This window comes from Micromonospora avicenniae (assembly GCF_900156065.1).
Classification (GTDB): domain Bacteria; phylum Actinomycetota; class Actinomycetes; order Mycobacteriales; family Micromonosporaceae; genus Micromonospora; species Micromonospora avicenniae.
On record NZ_FTNF01000002.1, the window covers coordinates 309,995 to 336,169 of the forward strand.

The 26,175-nt window shown below is 73.4% G+C and carries 19 protein-coding genes; 8 read left to right on the plus strand and 11 right to left on the minus strand.

The features are described from left to right. Positions 1-3: 3 nt before the first annotated feature. The 3 genes from ftsL to mraZ form a co-directional block, all read right to left on the minus strand. A complete protein-coding gene (gene ftsL / locus BXA10_RS04700; RefSeq protein ID WP_076467882.1) occupies positions 4-609 on the minus strand; it encodes a cell division protein FtsL in 606 nt (201 codons plus the stop codon). After that, positions 606-1,715, minus strand: coding sequence for a 16S rRNA (cytosine(1402)-N(4))-methyltransferase RsmH (rsmH, locus tag BXA10_RS04705; protein WP_076468283.1), 1,110 nt, complete (start codon positions 1,713-1,715; stop codon positions 606-608). Before rsmH ends, ftsL begins: the two co-directional genes overlap by 4 nt. A gap of 203 nt (positions 1,716-1,918) precedes the next feature. Beyond that, positions 1,919-2,350, minus strand: coding sequence for a division/cell wall cluster transcriptional repressor MraZ (mraZ, locus tag BXA10_RS04710; RefSeq protein WP_076467884.1), 432 nt, complete (start codon positions 2,348-2,350; stop codon positions 1,919-1,921). 354 nt (positions 2,351-2,704) lie between these two features. Here mraZ and BXA10_RS04720 point away from each other — a divergent pair, with 354 nt between their 5' ends. From BXA10_RS04720 to BXA10_RS04735, 4 genes are read left to right on the plus strand one after another with little or no spacing between them, the layout of a single operon-like run. Further along, positions 2,705-3,952: a MurT ligase domain-containing protein gene (locus tag BXA10_RS04720; protein WP_076468285.1), complete on the plus strand. Its 1,248-nt coding sequence runs from the start codon at positions 2,705-2,707 to the stop codon at positions 3,950-3,952. Beyond that, entirely contained in the window at positions 3,942-4,661 is a 720-nt protein-coding gene (locus BXA10_RS04725) for a type 1 glutamine amidotransferase (protein WP_076467886.1), read from the plus strand. Before BXA10_RS04720 ends, BXA10_RS04725 begins: the two co-directional genes overlap by 11 nt. Beyond that, positions 4,658-5,350, plus strand: a complete 693-nt coding sequence (locus BXA10_RS04730; RefSeq protein WP_076467888.1) for a TVP38/TMEM64 family protein — start codon at positions 4,658-4,660, stop codon at positions 5,348-5,350. Before BXA10_RS04725 ends, BXA10_RS04730 begins: the two co-directional genes overlap by 4 nt. Next, the gene (locus tag BXA10_RS04735; RefSeq protein WP_076468289.1) at positions 5,347-6,120 is read left to right on the plus strand and encodes an aminoglycoside phosphotransferase family protein; all 774 of its coding nucleotides are present in this window, start codon (positions 5,347-5,349) and stop codon (positions 6,118-6,120) included. Before BXA10_RS04730 ends, BXA10_RS04735 begins: the two co-directional genes overlap by 4 nt. Positions 6,121-6,364: 244 nt before the next feature. Here the strand turns inward: BXA10_RS04735 and leuS are convergent, their stop codons facing one another. After that, complete coding sequence (leuS, locus tag BXA10_RS04740; RefSeq protein ID WP_076467890.1) at positions 6,365-9,205, minus strand: leucine--tRNA ligase; 2,841 nt, start codon at positions 9,203-9,205, stop codon at positions 6,365-6,367. A 470-nt stretch (positions 9,206-9,675) separates the two neighbouring features. Between leuS and BXA10_RS04745 the strand changes: the two genes are divergently transcribed. The 3 genes from BXA10_RS04745 to BXA10_RS04755 all read left to right on the plus strand — a co-directional run bounded on the left by BXA10_RS04745 (position 9,676) and on the right by BXA10_RS04755 (position 14,596). Continuing rightward, positions 9,676-10,728: an AAA family ATPase gene (locus BXA10_RS04745; protein WP_076467892.1), complete on the plus strand. Its 1,053-nt coding sequence runs from the start codon at positions 9,676-9,678 to the stop codon at positions 10,726-10,728. Position 10,729: 1 nt separating this feature from the next. After that, a complete protein-coding gene (locus BXA10_RS04750; RefSeq protein WP_076467894.1) occupies positions 10,730-12,028 on the plus strand; it encodes a DUF58 domain-containing protein in 1,299 nt (432 codons plus the stop codon). A gap of 87 nt (positions 12,029-12,115) precedes the next feature. After that, on the plus strand, positions 12,116-14,596 hold the full coding sequence (locus BXA10_RS04755; RefSeq protein WP_076467896.1) for a transglutaminase TgpA family protein: 2,481 nt from the start codon (positions 12,116-12,118) through the stop codon (positions 14,594-14,596). Positions 14,597-14,767: 171 nt separating this feature from the next. On the opposite strand, the gene BXA10_RS04760 is transcribed toward BXA10_RS04755, so the two are convergent. From BXA10_RS04760 to BXA10_RS04775, 4 genes are all read right to left on the minus strand, one after another. After that, positions 14,768-15,163: a DUF3040 domain-containing protein gene (locus BXA10_RS04760; RefSeq protein ID WP_076467897.1), complete on the minus strand. Its 396-nt coding sequence runs from the start codon at positions 15,161-15,163 to the stop codon at positions 14,768-14,770. A gap of 115 nt (positions 15,164-15,278) precedes the next feature. Then, the gene (locus BXA10_RS04765) at positions 15,279-16,538 is read right to left on the minus strand and encodes a DNA polymerase IV (RefSeq protein WP_076467899.1); all 1,260 of its coding nucleotides are present in this window, start codon (positions 16,536-16,538) and stop codon (positions 15,279-15,281) included. 35 nt (positions 16,539-16,573) lie between these two features. Continuing rightward, positions 16,574-17,794 (minus strand): alkaline phosphatase family protein, encoded by a 1,221-nt coding sequence (locus tag BXA10_RS04770; protein WP_076467901.1) that lies wholly within the window; start codon positions 17,792-17,794, stop codon positions 16,574-16,576. Then, the gene (locus BXA10_RS04775) at positions 17,791-18,558 is read right to left on the minus strand and encodes a methyltransferase domain-containing protein (protein ID WP_076467902.1); all 768 of its coding nucleotides are present in this window, start codon (positions 18,556-18,558) and stop codon (positions 17,791-17,793) included. Before BXA10_RS04775 ends, BXA10_RS04770 begins: the two co-directional genes overlap by 4 nt. Positions 18,559-19,259: 701 nt before the next feature. On the opposite strand from BXA10_RS04775, the gene BXA10_RS04780 reads away from it, so the two are divergent. Continuing rightward, entirely contained in the window at positions 19,260-19,979 is a 720-nt protein-coding gene (locus tag BXA10_RS04780) for a sulfite exporter TauE/SafE family protein (protein WP_076467904.1), read from the plus strand. Between the two features lie 115 nt (positions 19,980-20,094). Here the strand turns inward: BXA10_RS04780 and BXA10_RS04785 are convergent, their stop codons facing one another. From BXA10_RS04785 to BXA10_RS04795, 3 genes are all read right to left on the minus strand, one after another. Then, positions 20,095-23,481, minus strand: a complete 3,387-nt coding sequence (locus BXA10_RS04785; RefSeq protein WP_076467906.1) for an error-prone DNA polymerase — start codon at positions 23,479-23,481, stop codon at positions 20,095-20,097. Between the two features lie 195 nt (positions 23,482-23,676). After that, the gene (locus BXA10_RS04790) at positions 23,677-25,275 is read right to left on the minus strand and encodes a DNA polymerase Y family protein (protein ID WP_076467908.1); all 1,599 of its coding nucleotides are present in this window, start codon (positions 25,273-25,275) and stop codon (positions 23,677-23,679) included. Then, complete coding sequence (locus tag BXA10_RS04795) at positions 25,272-26,057, minus strand: hypothetical protein (protein WP_076467910.1); 786 nt, start codon at positions 26,055-26,057, stop codon at positions 25,272-25,274. Before BXA10_RS04795 ends, BXA10_RS04790 begins: the two co-directional genes overlap by 4 nt. Positions 26,058-26,175 lie beyond the last annotated feature (118 nt).

Here is a 26,175-nt window from a genome sequence, read left to right on the forward strand (position 1 = left end):
CGGTCAGCGCCCCGCGCCCTGCTGGCTGGTCACCGACGGCGAGCCGGTGGCCGGCTGCGGCACGCCGATGGTCCGGCCGTCCGGCAGGCGGATGTACGCCGGCTCGCCCGACTCGACCAGCCCGAGCTTGCGGGCCTGGGCGGCCAGGTTGCCCGGCGCCTCGGCGTCGGCGATCTGCGCCTTGAGCTGCTCCTGCTCCAGGTCCAGCCGGGCCTGCTGCTGCTGCAGCTTCTCCAACTTGAACGCATTTTCATTGATCTTGGTGTTGACCAGCAGGATGCCGAGCACCCCACCGACCACCAGCACCACGATCAGCGCCGCGAACGGAGCCCGCGGCACCGACATCGGCGGCGGCGGCGCCACCCGCAGCCGCGGCGGGCGAGCGGCACTCGCGCCACTGCCCTCCTCCGGCCGCAGCGCGGCGCTGCCCTGGATCGGGAACTCGCGCGCCCCCCGCGCCCGAGACTCCCCCTGCCGGTTCACCCGGTCCGTACGAGACGTACCGTTTCCGACGCGGCCGACCCGCTCCGCCGCGGTCCGGCCCCCCGACCGCGGTGCGCGCTGTCCGACGCCGGTGAAGTCCCGGCGCTCGCGCCCGTCAACGTTCATGTCCCCTCCCCCTCTACGTCCGTCCCTGTCCCGTCCCCCGGCGCCCGCCGGCGATCCCCCACGGACCGCACGGACCCCGTTCCCGGTTGGTTCATCGCCTTGACGCGCCGTCGGGACCGTTCGCGGTCGGCCCGCTCCTGCTGCTGCGCGTCCGGGTCGATGCGCTCGGCGGCCCGCAGCCGCACCGAGGCGGCGCGCGGGTTCGCGGCGACCTCGAGCTCCCCGGGCAGCTCGGCGCCCCGGCTCAGCAGCCGGAACGTCGGGCCGGTCCCCGGCAGCTCGACCGGGAGGTCGATCGGGCCTGTGCTGCGGACCCGATCGGCGAGCGCCGCCTTGGTGAGCCGGTCCTCCAGCGAGTGGTAGGACAGGACCACCATGCGACCGCCCACGTTGAGCGCGTCGAGTGCGGCCGGCAGCGCCGTCTCCAGCGCCGCCAGCTCCCTGTTTACCTCGATCCTCAAAGCCTGAAACGTTCTCTTTGCCGGGTGTCCACCGGTTCGTCGGGCTGGTGCCGGAATGGCATCCCGGATCAGCTCCGCGAGCCGGGCCGACGAGGTGATCCGGGCCCGTTCCCGTTCCCGGATGATCGCCGAGGCGATCCGCCCGGCGAACTTCTCCTCGCCGTACACCCGCAGCACCCGCGCCAGCTCGGGGTGGCCGTACGTGTTGACCACCTCTTCGGCGGTCACCCCCCGGGTCTGGTCCATCCGCATGTCCAGTGGCGCGTCCTGCGCGTACGCGAACCCGCGGTCGGGCGCGTCCAGTTGCAGCGACGAGACCCCCAGGTCGAACAGGACGCCGTCGACCCCCGGATATCCCAGCCGGTCGAGCACATCGGGCAACTCGTCGTAGACCGCGTGCTCGAGGTGGATCCGGTCGGCGAAGCGGGCCAGCCGTACGCGTGCGTGAGCGAGCGCCTCGGTGTCCCGGTCCAGTCCGATCAGAATCGTCTGCGGATGCGCCTCGAGCACCGCCTCGGCGTGCCCGCCCAGCCCCAGAGTGGCGTCGACGTGAACCGTCCGGTCACCCCGACCCAGCGCGGGGGCCAGCAACTCGAGACACCGCTCGAGCAGTACCGGCACGTGCGTGCCGCGTAGCTCCCCCATGTCGACCCCCACCGCTGGTTACCGTGCTTTCTTCTCGCGCCCGCGTCGGCCGGCGCCTTGCCGTCGTACCGCCAGATCCCCATCCGCTCCCGCCCGTCGCGAGGCCGCGGCCCCCCGAGAGATCGTGCGCCTGGCACCGGGGAAGGGGTGCCAGGAACTCGAAAGCGGCTGGAGATCTCGCAGTACGCCGGGCGCCGTCCGCCCTACAGACCGCCGGGCAGCACCCCCTCCTCGATGTCGGCGAACTCGTCTTCGCTCTCAGCGAGGTAGCTCTCCCAGGCGGCCTTGTCCCAGATCTCCACCCGGGTGCTCGCGCCGATCACGACCAGGTCCCGGTCGAGCGCCGCGTATTCCCGCAGGTGGGACGGGATGGTCACCCGGCCCTGCTTGTCCGGAACCTCGTCGTGTGCGCTGGCGAAGAAGACTCGGCTGTAGGCCCGGGCCGCCTTGCTCGTCATCGGTTGAGCGCGCAACTGCTCCGCGATCCGCTGGAACTCGGGCATCGGGAACACGTAGAGGCAGCGCTCCTGCCCTTTGGTGATCACGACACCCCCCGCCAACTCATCCCGGAACTTCGCCGGAAGGATCAACCGGCCCTTGTCGTCCAGGCGCGGAGTGTGGGTGCCGAGAAACACGGCCCAACCCCCTCGCCCCTGAGCGGCGTTCGCGGCGCCGCTGACCCCCCGGGCCGGTGGGCCCTCCCGGCCTCACCATTGGGCCCCACTCTACTCCACTTCCCTCCACCTGCAACCAGAATCGCCCGCGTGGCGCGGCCGATCCGCGCCTAAAACCGCACGTCACAAAGGGTGGGGCGGAGTGGAGGGCCGGAGCGGTCCACCGGCCGCGTCCGCTTTCCGACATTGATCGACTCCGTCCGGCGGAGGCAGAATCATCCGGCCGCGACAGCTCCCCGGCCGAACGGTTCGCCGTCGGTGCCAATCTGGCGGGACCGACGGTCCGGTAACCTCGCTCGCGTGACGGACGCGAAGATGCCCCTGCGGGCGAAGGTGGCCAGCTCCGTGTCCCGGACCGCCGCGGCGCTGTCCCGGGCCGCGGGCCGGGGTGACGGCTCGGTGATCGGCGGATGGATCGGACTGAAGATCGACCCGGACCTGCTCGCGCACCTCGCCGCCGGTCGCGCGATCGCCCTCATCTCCGGTACCAACGGCAAGACGACCACCACCCGGCTCGCCGCGGCAGCGGTCGGCGTACTCGGCAAGGTCGCCACCAACTCCTTCGGCGCCAACATGCCCACCGGCCACACCTCCGCGCTGGCCAAGGCGGGCAGCACCCCCTACGCGGTGCTCGAGGTCGACGAGCACTACCTGGCCCAGGTGCTGGAGGCCACCGAACCGCACGTGGTGGCGCTGCTCAACCTCTCCCGCGACCAGCTCGACCGCGCCAAGGAGGTCGCCATGATGGCGCAGCTCTGGCGTGCCGCGCTGGTCCGGCACCAGGACGTGCGGGTGGTGGCCAACGCCGACGACCCGATGGTCGTCTGGGCGGCCACCCCGCCGCCCAACCACGACCACCGGATCAACCCACCCCAGGTGACCTGGTTCAGCGCCGGGCAGCGCTGGCACGAGGACTCGTGGGTCTGCCCCGAGTGCGGCTCCACCATCCAGCGCTCCGGCGAGCAGTGGTGGTGCACCGGCTGCCCGCTACGCCGCCCCGACCCGCAGTGGACGGTGGAGGACGACGGCGTGCTCGACCCGACGGGCGCGTGGCACAAGGTCGCCCTCCAACTTCCCGGCAAGGTCAACGTCGGCAACGCGGCGACCGCCCTCGCGGTGGCCGCGGAGTTCGGCGTACGACCCGTCGACGCGGTGTCCCGGCTGTCCAGCGTCACCTCGGTCGCCGGCCGCTACGCCCAGGTCGAGAAGGACGGGCGCCTCATCCGGCTGCTGCTCGCCAAGAACCCGGCCAGCTGGCTGGAGGCGTTCGACATGGCCGACCTGGCACCCACACTGCTGTCGATCAACGCGCGGGACCCCGACGGGCTGGACACCTCGTGGCTCTTCGACGTCGACTTCTCCCCGCTGCGCGGGCGGCAGGTGCTGATCACCGGCGACCGGGCGTACGACCTGGCCGTCCGGCTCGACGTCAACGACGTGCCGTTCCAGCACGTACGCAGCTTCGACGAGGCGATCCGCGCGGTGCCCCCGGGGCGCCTCGAGGTCATCGCCAACTACACCGCGTTCCAGGACATCCGAGCGGAGTTGGACCGTGTCAACTGAGAGCCTGCGCATCGTCTGGGTCTACCCCGACCTGCTCTCCACCTACGGCGACCGGGGCAACGCCCTGATCCTCGCCCGGCGGGCGCGCCAGCGCGGCCTGCCGGTCGAGGTGCTGGAGGTCCGCTCCGACCAGCGACTGCCCGCGACCGCCGACATCTACCTCGTCGGCGGCGGCGAGGACGGCCCGCAGGCGTTGGGCGCGCAGCGGCTGATCGCCGACGGCTCGCTGCACCGCGCCGTCGCACAGGGCTCGGTCGTGTTCGGGGTCTGCGCCGGCTACCAACTGCTCGGCAACTCGTTCTTCGCCAAGGGCACCAAGTGCGCCGGGCTGGAACTGCTCGACATCACCTCCGACCGGGGTGAGACGCGGGCCGTCGGCGAGCTGGCCGGTGACATCGACGCCCGGTTGGGGTTGCCGCCGTTGAGCGGCTTCGAGAACCACGGCGGGCGTACCCACCTCGGGCCGAGCGTCTCCCCGCTGGCCCGGGTCACCGCCGGCGTCGGCAACGACGGCGCCAGCGAGGGCGCCTGGCGCGGCAAGCTGCTCGGGACGTACTCGCACGGGCCCGCGCTGGCCCGCAACCCGGCCCTCGCCGACCTGCTGCTGCGCTGGGCCACCGGCATGCACCAGTTGCCGCCGGTGGACGACACCTGGCCCGACCGGCTCCGGTCCGAGCGCCGCGCCGCGGTGGCCGCCGCCCGAGCATGATCCCCGCCGTCCGGCGGCTGCTGCGGCAGCCGTCGGCCGTCCGGTTCGCGCTGCTGGTGCTCCTGGTCGCGGCCTGCGGTGTGCTGCTGCTCGTGGTGCCCCGGCCGGATCCGTCCGAGCTGCCCGGGCTGGCCGACCGGCTCGGTGGCTTCACGCCGGTCGCGGCGGTCCTCGGTGGCGCGCTGCTACTGGTCGCCCTCGTTCCGCGCACGTTCATCACCCTCGCCTCGGGGGCGATCTTCGGCCCGTTCGAGGGCGCCGGGTACGCGCTGACCGCGGCGTTGGTGGCGGCCGCCATCGGGTTCACGGTCGGCCGGCTGCTGGGGCGGGAGTTCGTCGCCGTACGGGTGCGCGGTCGACTGGCCCGCCTCGACGGCTGGTTCGCCCGGCAGAACGTGCTCGGGGTGATCACCGTACGGCTGCTGCCGATCGCCGGGTTCGGGCTGGTCAGTTACGGCTACGGCACCACCGGGGCACGTCTGCTGCCGTTCCTCGCCGGCAGCGTGATCGCCGCCGTGCCGAGCGCGTTCGGTTACGCGGCCATCGGCGCGGCGGTCACCTCGCCGGGCGACGTCCAGTGGTTCGCCGTGGCCCCCGCCGGCCTCGGCCTGATCGCCGGCGCGGTGCTGGTCCGACGACTGTGGCGGGCGGAGCGGCGCCGGCGGAGCGCGTTTGGCCCCACCCGATGACCGGTAGGGCGGAACCGGCGGCGGAACCGCTGCCCGGGGGCTTCATCGCCGAGGTGGTCCGCCTCGGGAACAGCGTCCGGCGTACGGCACCAGAGCGCTACGACTTCGTGTCCGCGCTGCTCACGCATCTCGCGCGGGTCGGCTCGGATCTCGCGCCCCGGGACCTCGGCATCGACGAGCACGGGCGGCAGGTGCTCAGCTACGTCGACGGCCTGGTGCCCTGGCGGGAACGGGAGAACCCCGCGTACTTCGCCGATCCGGCGCTGGTGGCGCTGGCCGGGCTGATCCGGCGGCTGCACGACGCATGCGCGGGCAGCCTGCTGGCCGGGGACGCGGAGACGGTCTGCCATGGTGACCTGTCGCCGAAGAACACGGTCTACCGCGACTTCCCGGCCGGGCCGCTGCCGATCGTGTTCCTCGACTGGGACCGGGCCGGCCCCGGCCGCCGGATCGAGGATGTGGCCTTCGCCTGCTGGCACTGGGCGGAGCTCGGCGATGAGGCCGACCCGACTGAACTGGCCCGCCGCTGCGCGTTGCTCTGCGACGCCTACGAGCTGCGGGCGGAAGGGCTGCTCCCCCGGGCCAAACTGGTCGGCGTCATGCTCGCCCAGATCGAGGGCACCTGGCGGGGCATCGCTGCCGGCGCCGAACGGGACGAACCCGGCATGCGCCGGTTGCGCGCCGCCGGCACGGTCGAGACGGTACGCGGCTGGCACGACTGGTTGCGCCGGTACCGTCAGACGATCGAGTCCGCGCTCGATCTGACCTGACGTGACCTGACCGGCTCGGCTCGGCGTGCCGTGGAAGGCACCGGCTCGAGGCATCGCATCGAGGAACCTTTCGAGCTGATGTCAAAAACGACTCAGTCGCCGACGCCGGCTCCGCGACGGCTTAAGTCGTTGGTGACGTCAGCTCGAAAGGCACCGCATCGGGCACGGCCACCTGCCTCACCCGCGGTGGGCGAACCCCGACCCGTCGTGGGCGCGCCCGACGAGGGCGCGCCCACGAGCCGGTTCAGACGACGACCGAGACCATCCGGCCCTTCACCACGATGACCTTGCGCGGCTCCTTGCCGGCCAGGCTACCGGCCACCGCCTCCAGGGCGGCCGCGCGGACCGTCTCCTCGGACGCGTCGGCGGGCACCTCGACCCGGCCGCGCACCTTGCCGTTGACCTGCACCGGGTAGGTCGCCGTCTCGGCCACCAGCAGCGCCGGGTCGGCCACCGGGAAGTCCGCGTACGCCAGCGAACTGTCGTGCCCCATCCGCTGCCACAGTTCCTCGGCGACGTGCGGCGCGAACGGCGCCAGCATCAGCACCAGCGGCTCGGCCACCTCACGTGGGGTGGCCGGCAGCCGGGTCAGGGCGTTGGTCAGCTCGATCAGTTTGGCGATCGCGGTGTTGAACCGGATCCCCTCCATGTCGCCGCGTACGCCGTCGATCACCTTGTGCAGCAGCCGCCGGGTGTCCCCGTCAGCCGGGTCCTCGGTGACCCGCAGCGCACCGGTCTGCTCGTCGACGACCGCCCGCCACACCCGCTGCAGGAAGCGGAACGAGCCGATCACCGCCCGGGTCTCCCACGGTCGGGACACCTCCAGCGGGCCCATCGACATCTCGTAGACCCGGAACGTGTCCGCGCCGTACGCCGCGCACATCTCGTCCGGCGTGACGACGTTCCGCAGGGACTTGCCCATCTTGCCGTACTCGCGGTTGACCGGGGCGTTGCCCAGGAAGTAGCCGCCGTCGCGCTCGACCACCTCGGCGGCCTGCACGTAGCTGCCCCGGGAGTCGGTGTAGGCGTACGCCTGGATCATGCCCTGGTTGAACAGCCGGCGGAACGGCTCGAAGCTCGAGACGTGGCCCAGGTCGTAGAGCACCTTGTGCCAGAACCGGGCGTACAGCAGGTGCAGCACGGCGTGCTCGGCGCCGCCCACGTACAGGTCGGTGCCGCCGCTGTCGCCCTCGCCGCGCGGGCCCATCCAGTACCGCTCGTTCTCCGCGTCGACGAACCGGTCGGCGTTGGTCGGGTCCAGGTAGCGCAGCTCGTACCAGCAGGAGCCGGCCCACTGCGGCATCACGTTGGTCTCCCGGGTGTACCGCTTCGGGCCGTCACCCAGATCCAGCTCGACCTCGACCCAGTCCCGGCGCCGGGACAGCGGGGTCTCCGGGTTCGAGTTCGCGTCGTCGGGGTCGAACGTCTTCGGCGAGAAGTCGTCCACCTCGGGCAGCTCGACCGGCAGCATCTCCTCGGGCAGCGCGATCGCCGCGCCGGTCTCGTCGTACACGATGGGGAACGGCTCGCCCCAGTAGCGCTGCCGGCTGAACAGCCAGTCCCGCAGCCGGTAGGTGACGGCACCGCGGCCGTGGCCGTTCGCCTCCAGCCACTCGATGATCCGGGCCTTGGCGTCGGCGACCCCCAGGCCGTTCAGGTCCAGGCCACGGTCGGGCGCGGCGCTGTTGATCGCCGGCCCGTCCCCGGTGTACGCCTTGCCGTCGAAGCCCTCGGATGGCTGCACCGTGCGGACGATGGGCAGGTCGAAGACCTCGGCGAAGGCCCAGTCGCGCTCGTCCTGGGCCGGCACCGCCATGATCGCACCGGTGCCGTAGCCCGCCAGCACGTAGTCCGCGATGAAGATCGGGATCTGCGCACCGGTGACCGGGTTGGTGGCGTACGCCCCGACGAAGACGCCGGTCTTCTCCTTCGTGTCGGCCTGCCGCTCGACGTCGGTCTTGGCCGCGGCCGCCTTGCGGTACGCCTCGACCGCGGCCCGCGGGCTGGCGTGCCCGCCCGTCCAGGCCTCCCGAGTGCCCTCCGGCCAGGCCGCGGGCACCAGCGGGTCGACCAGCTCGTGCTCCGGCGCCAGCACCATGTAGGTGGCCCCGAAGATCGTGTCCGGCCGGGTCGTGAACACCCGGATCGGCTCCAGCGCGGTCGGGAAGTCGATGTGCGCACCGGTGGATCGGCCGATCCAGTTGCGCTGCATCAGCTTGATCGCCTCGGGCCAGTCCAGCTTGTCCAGGTCCTCCAGCAGCCGGTCACCGTACGCGGTGATCCGCATCATCCACTGCTTCAGGTTCCGCTTGAAGACCGGGAAGTTGCCCCGCTCCGAACGGCCGTCGGCGGTGACCTCCTCGTTGGCCAGCACGGTGCCCAGGCCCGGGCACCAGTTCACCGGCGCCTCCGAGACGTACGCCAGCCGGTGGTCGTCGACGATGCTCCGGCGCTCGGCCACGGACAGCTCCGCCCAGGGGCGGCCGTCCGGCGTCGGCCGGTTGCCGCCCTCGAACTCCGCGACCAGCTCGGCGATCGGCCGGGCCTTCTTCGCGTCCTGGTCGTACCAGGCGTTGAAGATCTGCAGGAAGATCCACTGGGTCCAGCGGTAGAAGTCGACGTCGATGGTGGCGACCGACCGGCGCTCGTCGTGGGCCAGTCCCAGCCGGCGCAGCTGCGCCTTGTACCGCTCGATGTTCGCCACGGTGGTGGTACGCGGGTGGGTGCCGGTCTGCACCGCGTACTGCTCTGCGGGCAGGCCGAACGCGTCGAAGCCCATCGCGTGCAGCACGTTCCGGCCGGCCATCCGCTGGTAGCGGGCGAAGCTGTCGGTGCCGATGTAGCCCAGCGGGTGGCCGACGTGCAGGCCCGCCCCGGACGGGTAGGGGAACATGTCCAGCACGTAGAGCTTCTCCGCGCCCGCCCGAGGGTGGCCGGGGTCGGCCAGCGGCCCGGTCGGGTTGGGGGCGTGGAAGGTTCCCTCCCGCTCCCAGTGGTCCTGCCAACGGTGCTCGATATCGTCGGCCAGGGCCGCGGTGTACCGGAACGGGGGGATGTCGCCCGCCGGTGCGGCTGCCTCACTCATCGCGTCTCCTCGCGTCGCTCGGCGCGGTCGTCTCGTGCGGTCTGCTGATGCCGCCCGCCTGCCCTATGGCGGACGACGGGCACAAAAAAGCCCCTCACGCAGGAGGGGGCCGCCGTGCTGTCGCGCGCTCAGCGCATCAGCACGGCTCGGTAAGAAGCAGGAAGACTCCGGCCATGCCCGCAGTGTACCCCCAGCTCCGGGGCTGCTGGTGCCCCGCTACCACGCCTCGGGACGCCGGACGGCCAGCCAACCGGGATACCCCGAACCGGCTGCCGTACGGTTCCCCCAACCTGACGAATATTCGGGGCGTAACCGACGGTCTGACCGCGGGGGTCGGCGATAACGACAAACATGGTTAGCCTGAGAGGCCAGTGAGTTTTCTGCGGCAGACGAGGCTCGGCGTCGCGAACCCAACGACGGGTCCAGCTGCTCTTAACAGAGCTGCCGTTCCGGCGACGAGGAGGAGGCCCGTGACACAACAGACCTGGGACGAGGTCGGCGGCCTGCTGCCGCACGACGAGTTCCGCGCCGCGAGCGAGGCCATCGTGGCCAACATCGAGCAGGTCATCGAGGGCAAGACGGCGACCGTGCGCCTCGCCCTGGCGGTCCTGCTCGCCGAGGGGCACCTCCTCATCGAGGACGTCCCCGGCGTCGGCAAGACCAAGCTCGCCAAGGCCCTCGCGCGTTCCATCGACTGCTCGGTACGCCGGATCCAGTTCACCCCGGACCTCCTGCCCAGCGACGTCACCGGCGTCAGCGTCTACAACCAGGAAACGCACGACTTCGAGTTCCGGCCCGGCGCGGTCTTCGCCAACCTGGTGGTCGGCGACGAGATCAACCGGGCGTCGCCGAAGACCCAGTCGGCGTTGCTGGAGTGCATGGAGGAACGGCAGGTCACCGTCGACGGCGTGACCTACCAGCTCCAGACACCCTTCATGGTGATCGCCACCCAGAACCCGATCGAGATGGAGGGCACCTACCCGCTGCCCGAGGCGCAGCGCGACCGGTTCACCGCCCGGATCGCGATGGGCTACCCGGACGTCGGCGCGGAGCTGGCGATGCTCGACGGCCACGGCGCCACCGACCCGCTGGACGAGCTGCGCCCGGTCTCCGACGCCGTCACCGTCCGGCAGCTGATCGCCACGGTCCGCCAGGTGCACGTCGCCGACGCGGTCAAGCAGTACGCGATCGACCTGGTCACCGCCACCCGTGAGGCTCCTGACCTGCGGCTGGGGGCTTCCCCCCGGGCCACCCTCCAGCTGCTGCGCACCGCCCGCGCGGTGGCCGCCCTGGAGGGTCGTGACTACGTCCTTCCCGACGACCTCCAGGCGCTGGCCGTGCCCGTGCTCGCGCACCGGATCATCCCCACCGCCGACGCGCAGCTGGCGCGGCGCACCACGGACGCGATCGTCTCCGATCTGGTGCACCGGCTGCCCCTGCCGAACGACCGCAAGCGCTCCCCCTACGACACCCGACCGGCGAGCGGCAACGGCCGCGGCCCGTACGAGCCGCGGAGGCCGTGACGTGCGTGAAGGGCTGCGCGGGCTGACCACCCGGGGGCGCTCGTTCCTGGCAGCCGCGGTGGCCGCGGCCGTCTCGGCGGGCATCCTCGGTGAGAAGGACCTGCTCCGGGTGGCCGTGCTGCTCGCCGTACTGCCCCTGCTCGCCGCCGCCTACGTCGGCCGCAGCCGCTACAAGCTGGCCTGCAACCGGTCACTGGACCCGCACCGGGTGCCGGTCGGGGCGAGTTCGCGGGTGGTGCTGCGACTGCAGAACATGTCCCGCCTGCCCACCGGCACCCTGCTCCTGGAGGACCGGCTGCCGTACGCGTTGGGCAGCCGACCCCGGGTGGTGCTGGAGCGGCTCGGCGCGCACCAGGCGAGTTCGGTGGCGTACACCGTCCGCGCCGACGTGCGCGGCCGCTACGAGGTGGGCCCGCTGGTGGTGCGGTTGACCGACCCGTTCGGGCTCTGCGAACTCAGCCGTGCCTTCCCCAGCGTCGACCACCTGACGGTGATCCCGCAGGTCACGCCTCTGCCCTCGGTCCGCCTGCCCGGTGAGTACGCCGGCAGCGGCGACAGCCGGGCCCGCTCGGTGGCGGTGCACGGCGAGGACGACGCGGCCACCCGGGAGTACCGGGTGGGCGACGACCTGCGCCGGGTGCACTGGAAGTCGACCGCTCGCACCGGCGAGCTGATGGTCCGCCGGGAGGAACAGCCCTGGGAGAGCCGGGCGACAGTGGTGCTCGACACCCGCGCGTACGGCCACCGGGGCGACGGTCCGACGGCGAGCTTCGAGTGGGCGGTCTCCGCGACCGCGAGCATCGCCGTGCACCTGCGCCAGGCCGGCTACAAGCTCCGCCTGGTCACCGGGGCCGGCGCGGACGTCGACGCCTCCGAGGGTGGCGGCGACGGACTCCTCCTCGACCAGCTCGCCGAGGCACGCCTCGACCAGCGCACCGAAGTGACCGAACTGGTGCAGCGGGTCCGGCAGCGGTCCGACGGCGGCTTGATCATCGGCGTCTTCGGCGCCCTGAGCACCGCCGAGGCGGAGCTGCTGTCCGGGTTGCGCGCCAACGGCGCGACCTGCGTCGCATTCCTGGTCAACAGCTCCACCTGGCTCAACCTGCCCGAGAAGGCGCGCGCCGAGGCCGAGCAGACGCACGCCGCCGCCGCACTGTCGCTGGTGCGCAGCGGTTGGCGGGTGATCGGCGTCGACCACGGCACCCGGCTACCGGCGATCTGGCCGCAGGCCGGCCGCGGCTCGCAGGGGTTCGCGCTGCGCGCCGCGCTGGCCGAGACGGTGGCCGGCGGCGTGCGATGAGCGAGCGGAACAGCCGGCTCAGCGCACTCGAGCCTCGTGCCGCCGCGCAGGGCGGCGGAGCAGAGGCATGAGCGGAGGGAAGCGGTCATGACCGGCCATCGGAATCTCGGCCTGGTGGCCGCGGGCGCGACGCTGCTCGCCGCGGCGCCGCTGTCGGCCATCTTCGAACGCTGGACCTGGCTGGTCGAGTCGGCTGTCGCGGTCGCCGTGGTGGCCGGAGCGGCCGCGCTGGCCCGGGCGCTGCGCGCCCCCCTCTGGGGTCAGATGCTCGGCATGCTGGCGGGGCTGACGTTGGCGCTCACCTGGCTCTTCCCGGCCGGCAGCGAACTCCTCGCGGTCCTGCCCACGCCGGCCACCCTCGCCCACTTCGGCGAGCTGCTGCGCGGCTCGGCGGAGGACATGCGCTCGTACGGCGTGGAGGTGCCCGACACACCGGCGCTGCTGTTCATCACGGTGCTGGGCATCGGCGCCGTGGCCGTCGTGGTCGACCTGCTCACCGTCGGGCTGCGCCGACCGGCCCTGGCGGGCCTGCCGATGCTCGCCATCTACTCGGTCCCCGTCGCCGTCTACGTGGACGACGTCTCGGCCGTCCCGTTCGTGATCGGCGCCGCCGGCTATCTCTGGTTGCTGGGCGCCGACAACGTCGACCGGGTCCGCCGGTTCGGCCGCCGCTTCACCGGCGACGGGCGCGACGTCGACGTCTGGGAGAGCTCGCCGCTGGCCGCCGCCGGTCGGCGGCTGGCGGTGCTCGGCGTGGCGGTGGCGGTGCTCCTGCCGCTCGTCCCCGTGCCGGGAATGAACGGCAGCCTGCTCGACTCCCTGAGCTCCAGCAACGGCAGCGGCAACGGCAACGGCCGGCCCGGCCATGGTGGCGCCCCCGGGAAGATCAACCTGTTCGCCGCGCTCAGCGGCCAGTTGAACCAGTCCGAGGTGGCCGACCTGGTCAAGGTCACCACCAACGAACCGGACCCGTTCTACCTGCGCTTCGGCGTCGCCGACGAGCTGAAGTCGAGTGGCTTCGAGGTGACCAACCCGAGCGGGCGGCCGGCCAACCGGGAGCTGCCCGACCCGGTCCGGGAGGTCAACGGCGTCGAACAGCACCAGTACGAGGCCAGCGTCGAGATCACCCGGGATCTCGACATGCCGCTGCTGCCGGTGTACTCCGAGCCGGTCCGCACCGACCTGAACTCGACCTGGCTCTACGACGACGACCGTCAGATCGTCTTCTCCAACCGGGAGAACTCGCGCGGCAAGCGCTACTCGTTCGAGTACGTCCGGTCCACGTACACGGTGGCCGCGTTGCGGAGCGCGCGGAAGCTGCCGGCCGACCACCCGTTGGTACGGCGGCAGCAGACCAGGACGCCGCCGGCGCCCGAGGTGACGGAGCTGGTGGCGCGACTCGTCCGGGGCAAGCAGACCGAGTACGACAAGGTCCGGGCGATCTACGACTACTTCTCCTCGGACAACGGCTTCAGTTACCAGCTGCGGACCGAGGGCGGGACCAGCGGCGCGGACATCGTCGACTTCCTCACCAACAAGGTCGGCTACTGCCAGCAGTACGCGGCTGCGATGGGCTGGTTGGTCCGGGCGGCCGGCATCCCCGCCCGGGTCGCGTTCGGCTTCACCGGCGGCAGCAACCGCAGCGGCAACACGTACACGCTCACCAATCGCAACCTGCACGCCTGGACGGAGGTCTACTTCGACGGGATCGGCTGGGTGCCGTTCGACGCCACTCCGGCGTACGGCGTAGCCGGCTCCACCCGGTCGACCTGGGCCCCGGACACCGACGCTCCGGATCCGCTGCCCGATCAGCCCGGCGCGCCGAACGCCACGCCGAATCCCGAAGGGTCCGCCGGCGCGGTGGGTTCGGAGCGGGAGGACCGGGACCCCGACGCCGGTCTCTCCCTCGGTGCGGAGGCCTCCACCGACCAGGCGCCCGTCTGGCCCTGGTGGGCGGCCGGTTCGCTGGTGCTCCTGTTGCTGCTGGCCATGCCGGCTCTCCGCCGGCTCGCGTTGCGCCGCAGGCGCGGCGGTCGGGCGCCGACGCCGGTCACCGCGGCCGTGCCGGACGTGGGGGTCGAGGCCACGACCGGCGACCGGATGGTGGTGCTGGCCGGCACCGACGCCGACCGGGCACGGGCCGACGCGCACGCCGCGTGGGACGAGCTGCTCGACACGCTGATCGACTACCGGGTGCCGGTCGACCGGACGGAAACCCCACGGGCGACCGCCGATCGGCTGGTCCGGGACGCGCTCAACGCCGACACCGACGCCGTCACCGCGATCCGGCTGCTCGGCCGGGCTGAGGAGCGGGCCCGCTACGCGCGTGATCCGCTCACCGGTGACCCGCTGGCACCCGCGCTGCGCGTGGTCCGGAGCAGGCTCGCCACGGATGCCGACCGGCGTACCCGGTTGCTCGCGGCGGTGCTGCCGCCGTCGGTGCTGCTGCGTTGGCGGCTCGCCGTGGCGGACACCTCGGGCCGGATGGTCACGGTGACCGGCCAGGCCCGTCGCCGGCTGCTGCGGTGGAACCCGCGCCGGCTGCTCGCCGACCGCGCGGCCCGCTGACCGGCCCGCAGCGCGTCAGGCCACGGCTGCTTGATCCACTCCTGGGCAGTGAAGTCGGGGTGTTCCGATCACGGGAACACCCCGACATCCTGGACGGCGAGCCGATCGACGCCCGGCACGCCGCCGAAGGTCACGGCACGGCCGTCCGACGAAGGCAGCGGCCGGGCGGGCTCAGCGGTGCCCCTCCGGGCGCTGACGCCACCGGTCCTCCATCCGGTCGATGAACGAGGGACGTCGACCGGACCGACCGCGGGTGCGGCGTCGACTGGTCGTCCCGCCCACCACGTGGAGATCGGGTGACTGCGCCCGGCGGTGCGACTGCACCGCGTATGCGGCCGAAGCCAGCATGACGACGAAACCCGCCACAGCCAGCGGCGGGGTCTTGATCACCGCGCCATAGACCAGTAGGGCCAGCCCAGCGATGATGACGCCGGCAGCGACGAGCAGGCGACGCCGCGTGTGGAAACGCGGATCGCTGGCGCGCACGGCCGAGGCGAATTTGGGGTCCTCGGCAAGCGACCGCTCGATCTGCTCGAACAGCCGCTGCTCGTGCTCCGAGAGCGGCACGGCACTCCTCCCCGGTCACGTTGGTCGGCCCGTTCGGACCGACAGACCGTGGCAGCCAACCGGCTGCTTACCCGCAAGTCTACGAGGGGGGTCGCGCGTCGGAAAGCGGGACGACCTATGGCCCGGGCTGATTTTCGTTCGGACGACGATCACGGTTGCCGAGCAGACTGGCCGGACCTATGACGGACCGCCCGAATCGGGCAGCAGCGGCGTCCGCGGCGGCCTCCGCCTCGCGCCACCCACGCTCGGGCGCGCCGAGCGTGAGCTGGCGGGGCGTTTCCTGCGCCGCCGCGAGCCCCTCGGCTCGTACGCCGACGAGCCTGACCGGCTCACCCGGGGCCAGCGCGGTCCAGAGCGCCCAGACCGTGTCGAACATCTCCCTGGCCGTGTCGGTGGCGACCGGCAGGGTGCGCGAGCGGGTGACCGTGCGGAAGTCGGCCAGCCGAACCTTGAGCGAGATCGTCCGACCGACCTGACCGGCCCGGCGCAGCCGGCCACCGACCTTGTCGGCGAGCGCGAGCAGGGCGCGCCGGATCTCCAGCGGGTCGGTCACGTCGACGTCGAAGGTGACCTCCGCCCCGATCGACTTCTCCACGTGCTCCGGGCTCACCGCGCGCGGATCACGCCCGCGAGCCAGGGCCTGCAGGTGGCCGGCGGACGCCTCGCCCAGCGCCTTGCGCAGCATGCCGTACGGCGCCTCGGCGAGGTCGCCGACCGTGGCCAGCCCGAGCCGGCGCAACGCCTGCGCGGAGCGCTCACCCACGCCCCAGAGCGCGTCGACCGGCAGCGGGTGGAGGAACTCGAGCACCCGCGAGGCGGGCACGACCAGCATGCCGTCGGGCTTGGCCCGGGTCGAGCCGAGCTTCGCCACGAACTTGCTCGGCGCCACCCCGACCGAGCAGGTCAACCCCTGCTCGCGCACGACCCGGGCGCGGATCTCGCGGGCGATCTCGGCCGGTGAGCCGAAGAGCCGTCGGGCTCCTGAGACGTCGAGGAACGCCTCGTCGAGGGAGAGCGGCTCGACCAACGGGGTGACGTCCCGGAAGATCTGCATCACCGCCCGGGAGGCATCGGTGTAGGCGGTGAAGTCCGGCGACAGGTAGACCGCGTGCGGGCAGAGCGCACGGGCCCGCATCATCGGCATGGCGCTGCGGACGCCGTAGCGGCGGGCCTCGTAGCTGGCCGAGCTGACGACACCACGCGCGCCGAGGCCACCGACCACCACCGGCCGGCCCCGCAGCTCGGGGCGGCGGCGCACCTCGACCGAGGCGAAGAAGGCGTCCATGTCCACGTGCAGAATCGGGCTGCCGGAGTCGTCGGCGCCGGGGCCGAAGCGCGGATCACCGCCCCGTGGCAACGACTGGCTACGACCCATGTCCGCAGGTTAGCCCCCGGGTACGACGGAACCGGTCAGCCCCGGACCACCAGCAGCGGGATCGTCATCTCAGCCGCCGTGTCCGATCCGTGGTACGCCACCAGCCGCGACGCGAGCGGGCTCTCCGAGCGGGTGGCCAGTACGGCGTACGTGTCGTTGCAGATCACCACGACGTCGCCGATCCGGGCCAGGTGTTCCGCCGGAACCGGCCCGAACCAGCCGGTCGCGACCGCCTCGTCGCGGGTACGCACCCGGGCCGCGTCGCCGAGCACCGCCGACCAGGCGGCCACCACGTCGTCGACCGCGCCGGGCGTGACGTGCAGGTAGCGCACCCGGGCCTCACCGGCGACGACCTCGATCCCGGTGCGCAGCCGGGGGTCGGTGTCCAGGTCGAACCGGTGCGCGGCGGGCACGTCGAGCTGGCCGTGGTCGGCGGTCACCAGCAGCGCGGCGTCCGCCGGCAGGCCGTCGACCAGGCGGGCGAGCAGAGTGTCCACCTCTGCCGCGGCGACCCGCCACGGCGGTGAGTCGACCCCGGTGAGATGGCCGTGCCGGTCCAGGTCGGGGTGGTAGCCGGAGACCAGGCTCGGACCGGCCCCCGCGGTCAGCGCGGTCAGCATCGTCGCGGCGAGCTCGTCGACGCCGGTCGCGCCGCGGAAGTCCCCGCCCCGGTTGGCGGCCATGGTCAGCCCGCTGCCACCGAACTCGGGGCGGCTCACCACGGTGACGGCGACGCCGGCCGCGCGGGCCCGCTCCAGTTGAGTCGGAACCGGTTGCCAGTACAGCGGGTCCGGGTCCGCGGCCCACTCGATGTGACTGAGCACACGCTCCGTACCGGGCACCCGGACGGTGAAGCCGAGCACGCCGTGCGCGCCGGGCGCCGTGCCGGTGCCCAGGGTCACCAGGCTGGTCGGAGTGGTCGACGGGAAGCCTGAGGTGAGCGGCCGGCCGGCCGTCGCGGTGAGTCCGGCCAGCGTCGGGGCGTACGGGGTGGCGGTGGGGATCTGGTACCAGCCGAGCCCGTCGACGAGCAGCACGGCGATCCGGCGTACCCCGGCCAGCCGGTCCGCCAGACCCAGCCGGTCGACGGCGCCCGGCACCCCGAGCACCGCGAGCGCGCTGGGCAGCACATCGGCGAGGCTGCCGTCGCCGTACCGGGGCGCGACCGGGGACAGCGGATCGGGCACCGCCCCGGCGGACCCGGGACGGTTCGGGTCCGGCGGACCGGACGGCCGCGACGGCGCGGGCCCGGTCATGCCGGCCGGCGCGCGAACAGGTGCAGTTGGGCGGCGAGATCCCGGTACGGCGGCCGGCCGGCGAGCGCCCGCTCCAGCTCGACCAGGGCGCCCGGCTGACCGTCGGCGACCGCGGCCGGCAACAGGTCGGCGAGGACGCGTACGCCGTGGATCTCCTCGACCACGAGCCCGGCGCCGCGCAACAGGGCCGTGGCGCCGTCGGCGTCGTACCGCCGCCGCAGGGTGTCCCGGGCTCCGGCGGTGCCGGCCGGGTCCGCCGCCAGCGCGGCCGCGACGTCCAGGTGGCCGTTCATGGCACGGCCGAGCACCGCGGCGGTGCGGCTGGCGAGCAGCACGCTCGCGGCGCCGCCGGGACGTAGCGCCGTGGCCAGCGCGGCCACCACCGACTCGGGGTCGTCGACCACCTCGAGCACGGCGTGGCAGAGAACCAGGTCGACTCCGGCCGGTTCGACGAGGCCGGCCAGCGCGTCACCGTCGCCCTGCACGGCACGTACCCGATCGGCCACTCCGGCCTCGGCGGCCCGCCGGGTCAGGGCGGCGAGCGCGTCGGGGCTCGCGTCCACCACCGTGACGTGGTGCCCGGCCTGGGCGAGCGGGACGGCGAAACCGCCGGTGCCGCCGCCCACGTCGAGCACGGTGAGTTCGGCATCGCCCCGCCTGTCGAGTTCGGCACGGAGCACCGACCAGATCACGGCGGTACGGGGGGTCAGCGGCGGCCCGGTGAACCGGCCTCGGGTCTGCTCCACCCGGTCGAGCCTAGTCAGGTTGCGGGGTGTCGACAGGGGGCCCCTCCGCTATCGGGCCCGTCAATGGGATTCGGCGGGTGAGCAGCAGGTGATCAGGCCGACGGCAGCAGCAAAAGCACTTGCCCGGCGAGGGCGGACCAGGCGCACCGCCGGCCGCAGCGGTCGCCGCGCCCACCCGCCGGACGGCGGAGCGCCGCCCGGGCCGGCTCGACGACGGAGACCGGCACGACGGCGCTCCACTCGGCGGTGGTTGCTACGACTCCCCTCCCGCCGCCGGGTCCCGCTCGACGCGAGAGCGCCGGGCATTCGCCACGGGGCCTTCGTTCACCTCGTACTCGCGCGGCTCCATGTGGTGCTCCGGCACCCATCCGGCGGCGAGGCGAGTACGACGCGCGTTGGCCACTCCGTTGTGACCGCTGTTCCCCGTCACTGCTCTTCTCCTTCGTGCTACACAAGCTTGTTGCTGAGCTTCACCTGCATCAGGGTTATCACCAAGATGATCGAGATCAGCAGCCAGGTCGTCGCTGAGGCCTGACCCAGGTGCGGGAACTACCACGTTTGCGGAACAAGTGGATGACGTTGAACGTTCCCGCGTCGCTGCCGAACGTGTCGCGCGTCTCCCCGGTCGCCGGCGTAGTTCGACGGGAGCGGCTGTGTCCCGCGTCTCGCGGGCCCGGGCCGGCCCGCGACCCGCCACCGGCCGGGTCCACCCTTGTCGGGTGCTCGTCCTGCTCAGTGCGTTCGGCATCGTGCTGCTCGGGGCGTTCGCCCAGGCGGTCAGCGGCTTCGGGTACGCCCTGCTGACCGTCCCACTGCTCGCCGCCGCGATCGACCCGCGCAGCGCGGTCGTGGTGTCGGCGCTGACCAGCATCGGGCTGACCCTCACCGCGGCCGTCCGGGAGCGCGCGTACGCCCGGTGGCGGGTGGCGGTGACGCTCACCGCCACCGCCCTGCTCGGGGTGCCGGTCGGCCTGCTGGTGCTCGTGTACGCCCCGCAGCGGCTGCTCAGCACGCTGATCGCGGTGGTGGTGCTCGGCTGCGTCGTGCTGGTGGCCAGCGGTGCCCGGATGCGCACCGGCCGCCTGGGGCTCGGCGCGATCGGGGTGCTCGTCGGCGTGCTCACCGCCGCCACCGGCACCAACGGGCCGCCGCTGGTCGCCGCGTTCCACTCCCTCGGCTACGACCCACGTACCTTCCGGGCGACGGTGGCGGCGACGTTCGCCGGGACCGGCCTGATCGGGCTGGCCGGATTCCTGCTCACCGGTCAGGTGGACGCCCACGTGACGCGGATCGCCCTCGCGGCGCTTCCCGCCGTCCCCCTGGGCTGGTGGCTGGGCAACCGGCTCTTCCACCGGCTGGACCCGCGGCTGTTCCGCCGCATCGTGCTGGTCGGACTGCTCGGCAGCGCCGGCACGGCACTCATCGGCCTGGCCGGCTGACGCACCCCGGGCCGGGCGCCGGCGTCCCATCGCCTCGTCGGCGCTGGCTCCGGACACCTGCGGGTCAGCTTGGCCGGACTCCGGCATCGCCTCGCCGGTGCCGGACACCTGCGGGTCAGCGGAAGTCGCGGGAGGCCGGGCTGACCGGCGGCTGGATCGGGTCCAGCCGGTCGGCGACCAGGTTGACCACCCCCTCGTACCGTTCCAGCCGGCCCCGCACCACCAGCCCGGCGCTGGTCCGGGCCACCCGCCGGTAGCGCTGCCACAACCCCGGCGAGCAGGTCACGTTGAGCATGCCGGTCTCGTCCTCAAGGTTGAGGAAGGTCACCCCGCCGGCGGTCGCCGGCCGCTGCCGGTGGGTGACGATGCCGCCGACCCGGATCCGCTGGCCGGGCGCCACCCGGCCGAGCCGGGCGATCGGCACCGCGCCCAGTTCGTCGAGGCGAGGGCGGATGAACGTGGCCGGATGGTTCTCCGGTGACAGGCCGGTGGCCCAGACGTCCGCGACCAGCCGGTCGACCGCCTCCATGCCGGGCAGGGTCGGCGCGGCCGTACCGGTCACCGTGCCGGGCAGCCGACCCGGCCGGTCCTGCGCCGCCGCGCCGGCGGCCCAGAGCGCCTGCCGCCGGCTGAGCCCGAAACAGGCGAACGCGTCCGCGGTGGCCAGCGCCTCCAGCTGCGCGGCGGTGAGACCGACCCGCCGGGCCACGTCCGGCATGTCGCGGTACGGCCCGTTCGCGACCCGCTCGGCCTCGATCCGCTCCGCCACCCCGTCGCCGAGGGTACGCACGCTGGACAGGCCGAGCCGGACGGCCGGGCCGCCCAGCCCCCAGGCGTGCGGCGGCTCCCCCGGCACGCTGCCCCACCGGGTCTCGGGCGTGGACTCCAGCACCGCCAGGGCGCCGCTGGCGTTGATATCCGGCCGGCGCACCTCCACACCGTGCCGACGGGCGTCGTCCACCAGGCTCTGTGGTGAGTAGAAGCCCATCGGCTGGGCGTTGAGCAGCGCCGCCAGGAACGGCCCCGGGTGGTAGCGCTTGAGCCAGGAGCTGGCGTAGACCAGGTAGGCGAAGCTCATCGCGTGGCTCTCCGGAAAGCCGTAACTGGCGAACGCGGTGAGCTTCCGGTAGACGTCTTCGGCCAGCTCGCCGGTGATGCCCCGCTCGGCCATGCCGGCGTAGAGCCGGTCGGCGATCTGCGCCATCCGCTCGACCGAACGCTTCGCCCCCATCGCCCGGCGCAGCTGGTCCGCCCCGGCCGCGTCGAACCCGGCGAGGTCGATGGCGAGCTGCATCAGCTGCTCCTGGAACAACGGCACGCCGAGGGTCTTCTCCAGCGCGTTGCGCATCAGCGGGTGGGCGAACTCCACCGGCTCCTGGCCGTTCTTGCGCCGGATGTACGGGTGCACCGAGCCGCCCTGGATCGGGCCGGGCCGGATCAGCGCCACCTCGACCACCAGGTCGTAGAACTCACGGGGCTTGAGCCGGGGCAGGGTGGCCATCTGCGCCCGGCTCTCCACCTGGAACACCCCCACCGAGTCGGCCCGGCAGAGCATGTCGTAGACCTCCGGGTCGTCCAGCGTCATGTCGCCGAGGTCCAGACTCATCCCGATCATGTCGTAGCCGTAGTGCAGCGCGGAGAGCATGCCGAGGCCGAGCAGGTCGAACTTGACCAGACCGACGGAGGCGCAGTCGTCCTTGTCCCACTGGAGCACGCTGCGGCCGGGCATTCGCCCCCACTCCACCGGGCAGACCTCGATGACCGGCCGGTCGCAGATCACCATCCCGCCGGAGTGGATGCCCAGGTGCCGGGGGAACGTCTGCAACTCGTTGGCGTACTCGACCACCTGCTCGGGAATGTCCGCCACGTCGACGGAGGCGACCGCACCCCACCGGTCGATCTGCTTGCTCCAGGCGTCCTGCTGCCCAGGGGAGAAGCCGAACGCCTTGGCCACGTCCCGCACCGCCAAACGCGGCCGGTACGAGATGACGTTGGCCACCTGGGCGGTGTGCTCCCGGCCGTAGCGGGCGTAGACGTGCTGGATCACCTCCTCCCGGCGGTCGGACTCGATGTCCACGTCGATGTCGGGCGGGCCGTCCCGCTCCGGCGCGAGGAACCGTTCGAAGAGCAGCCGGTGCCGCACCGCGTCGACGTTGGTGATCCGCAGCGCGTAGCAGACCGCCGAGTTCGCGGCCGAGCCCCGCCCCTGGCAGTAGATGTCCTGCTCGCGGCAGAACGTCACGATGTCGTAGACCACCAGGAAGTAGCCGGGGAAACCCAACGTCTCGATCATGTCCAGCTCGTGGTCGAGCTGCGCGTACGCCGTCGGGTGCGCCGCCCGGGGGCCGTAGCGCTCCCGTGCCCCCTCGTAGGTCAGCTTCCGCAGCCAGCTCATCTCGGTGTGCCCCGACGGGACCGGGTACGCCGGCAGCTGCGGCGCGACGAGCTGGAGGTCGAAGGCGAGTTCGGCGCCGAACTCGGCGGCCCGGGCCACCGCGCCCGGGTACGCGGCGAACCGGGCCGCCATCTCCGCGCCGCTGCGCAGGTGGGCGGTGGCGGCGGCGGGTAGCCAGCCGTCGATCTCGTCCAGACTGCGCCTGGCGCGTACCGCGGCGACCGTGGTGGCCAGCCGGCGCCGCCCCGGGGTCGCGTAGTGCACGTTGTTGGCGGCCACCGTGGGCAGGCCGGCCGTGGCGGCCAGCTCCGCGAGCGCGTCGTTGCGGTCGGCGTCGACGGGATGCCCGTGGTCGGTGAGCTCCACCGCGACCGTCTCCGCGCCGAAGAGCGCGGTCAACCGGTCCAGCTCGCGGGCCGCCGCTTCGACGCCCTCGGTGAGCAGCGCCGCCGGAACGTGCCCCTTGCGGCAGCCGGTGAGCACCAGCACGTGGTCACGCAGCTCCTCGGCGACCTCCTCCAGCTCGCCGTAGACCGGGCGGCCCTTCTCACCGCCACGCAGCTGGGCCCGCGAGATGGTCGAGGCGAGTCGGGCGTACCCCTCGTGACCGTGGGCCAGCACCAGCAGATGCCGCCCGAGTGGATCCGGTTCGCCGTTCTGCGGGCCGGGCAGTCCGAGCGAGAGTTCGGCGCCGAAGATGGTGGGCAGGCCCAGCGTCCGGGCCGCCTCGGCGAAGCGCACCACACCGTAGAAGCCGTCGTGGTCGGTGACGGCGAGCGCGGTGAGCCCCAGCCGGGCCGCCTCCTCGGCCAGCTCCTCGGGATGGCTGGCCCCGTCGAGGAAGCTGAAGTTGGTGTGGGCGTGCAGCTCCGCGTACGGGACCGCGCCCTCGGTACGGGTCATCGCCGGCGGCTGGTACTGCTCCCGCTTCCGGCTCCAGGCGGGGCTGTCCCCACCGTCGGCGTCCACCGCGAGCGGGTCGACCACGTGCAGGTGCCGCTCGTCCCGGTGGCGCCCACGCCCGGACGAGCCGGTGCCGCCGCCGGGTCGGCCGGAAAGCACCCGCTCCAGCTCCGACCAGGGCATCTTCGGGTTGTGGAAGCTCATCCGAGCACCCCCGCCCCGGACGCGACGGGTAGCGGACGGCCCGTGGCCGGCGAGCCACAGCCGGCCGTTGTACGGCCAGCGGCCGATGTCCTCGATGAGCCTGATACCGCAGAGGCATATTGATGACCCGGAGGCATCAAGCTGCCGGGTACCTGTGCCCCCGGCCGGCATCCGACCCGCACACCCACGCGGCGCTCAGTCATAGATCGCCTCCACCAGCCACTGCCCGGCCTCGACCATCAGCAGCAGTGCGGTGCCGTTGGCGAGGACGACCTGGAACCGGGCCCGGCGCCGGGCCTCGGCCGGCGCCCACCAGCGCTCGTCGACCGGCCACGGACCGGCCCACCCGGTGATCTCCATCGGGCGGGCGGTGCCGACGGTCAACCGGGCGGGAGGGGCGCTCAGCTGCAGCCGCGCGCTGACCACCACCGGCTCACCGTCGACGTCGTGCACGACTGCGGCGAGCGGCGTGGGCGGCACCACGGCCGGCGCGGGTGGCGGCAGCCGGCCGGGCCACGGCGGCTCCCCCGGTCGCACGGCCTCGCCGGGACGCGGCGGCTCACCGGGGCGGGCCGGCAGCCGCTCGTCCCCCCACGGCACCAGGCGCACCTGGTCGGCCGGGGAACGCCCGCCGCCGAGCACCGCGGTGAGCACCGCCTCCGGGCCGAGGATGCCCTGCACCCGGCTCAACGCCCGATGCGCCCGCTCCCGCTCCTCACCGGTCTCCCCCCACAGGCCGGGTTGCAGGCCGGCTTGGGCGATCACCCCGTCGGGGATGAGCCGCAGCCGGATGATCCCGGCCGTCGGACGGGTCCGACCGACCCCACCACGGCCGCTGCTGCCGGTGAGCCAACCGTCGAGCTGCCAGCGGACCCGGTCGGCGATGGCCGCGGCGGTGAGCAGGCCGTCATGCCGCCAGACCCGGTGCAGTTCCTGGCCGTGCGCGGTGACCGCCTCGATGCCGAGCCGGGTGCAGGCCAGCGCGTGCCCGGCTAGCCGGTCGTGCAGCTGTTCGGCCAGCGTCCGGGCGGCGAACGCGGCCGCGTCCACCCGGTCCACCGGCTCGTCGTACTCGGCGGTCACCGTCAGGTCGGCCGGAGGCTGGCGGACGGCGAGCGGGCGGTGGTCCCGTCCGGCGGCCAGCCGATGGGCGAGCGCGCCGTCGAACCCGAACCGCGCCAGCACGTCGCCGGCGGGCAGCGCGGCGAAGTCGCCGAGGGCGCGTACGCCGAGCCGGCGCAGCAGGTCGGCCAGGCCCGGCCGGCCCAACGCCTCGACCGGCAGACCGGCGAGGAAAGCCGGAGTGCGGCCCGGCGGTACGACCCGTCCGGTACGAGCGGCCAGACCGGCGGCGAAGACCCCGTCGGCGATCCCGACCTGGCTCTCCACCCCGCAGGTCTGGGCGACGTGCTCGATGATCCGTTCGGCGGCCGCCTCCTCGCCGCCGAGGTAACGGCTCGGGCCCCGGGCGGCCACCGCGCAGGCGCCGGGGCGGACCACCTCCACGCCGGCGACCAGCTCCTCCACCGCGGCGACCACCGGCTCGAACGCCCGGGCGTCGCGTCCCGGGTCGTACTCGACGACGGTCAGCTGGGGGCAGCGCCCCTGCGCCTCCCGTTTGCGCAGGCCCCGCCGCACCCCCTCGGCCCGGGCCCGCTCCGAGCAGGCGACCACCCGGTTGGCGTGCAGGACGGCGACCGGGCCGGTGGCGGGCACCCCGTCGACGATCTCGGCGGCGAGCACCGGCCAGTCCGGACACCAGAGCAGCAGGGTGCGTACCGGCACCTCGGTCATGCCGGCCCGACCAGGGTGAGCGCGCCGCGCCGGGAGACCCCGGCGACGGTACGGCCGGGCGAGGCCACCGGGCGGAGCCGACCGGCGGCCGGCCGGTCGACGGCGGACGCCACGGTGCGGGGGATCACCCGGGTCAGCTCGTCACCCGGCAGCCAGACCTTGATCTCCTTGGGCCGGGCTGCCGCCCCGCGCCCGCGCGCCGAAACGGTGACCTCCCGGCGGCGCAGCCGGCCCCGGCCCGGCCCGAGCCCCTCCCAGGCGCCCCGGACCACCTGCAACGTCACGTCCGCGCCCTCCCACCGGCCGTACGGGACGAGCACGCTGCCCCGCTGCCGGGCCCGGGCGGCCAGCCGGTTGGCGACCGAGGCGGAGACCGAGGCGGGCACCGCGGTGACCACGACGTCCACCCCGTCGAGCAGCGCGGCGATGACGGTGGCCCATTCGGGGCCCGGGTTCGGCACCAGGGCGAGCCGGTCCAGGGCGATCCCGAGCTCGGCGGCCGCGCCCGCCCCGAACGTCGGCACCCCCACCACGGCGCACCACGAGCCGCCCCGGGACGCCTCGGCGAGCAGTGCGAGCACCAGCGAGGCGCCGCCGCTGTGCCGTGGTTGACCGGCGGCGACCGCGACCGTGCTGCCACGCCGCAGCCCCCGGTTGGGCAGCAGCCCGGTCAGCTCGGGGGCCACCGGCAGCACCCGGTGGCCGCCCGCCGGGTCCGGCGCGCTCGCCGGACGGACCAGCCCGGCCAGCGCGGCGGAACCGACCACCATGTGGCCCGCCATCGGACCAACCCCCCGTCGTGTTGCTGTTGGATCAGGTGTTGCTGTCAGGGCCCGGCCCGGGCCGGGTCGGCGACTTATCCGGACCGCGCGGCCCGGGGTCACCCCGCTCCGGTCATGA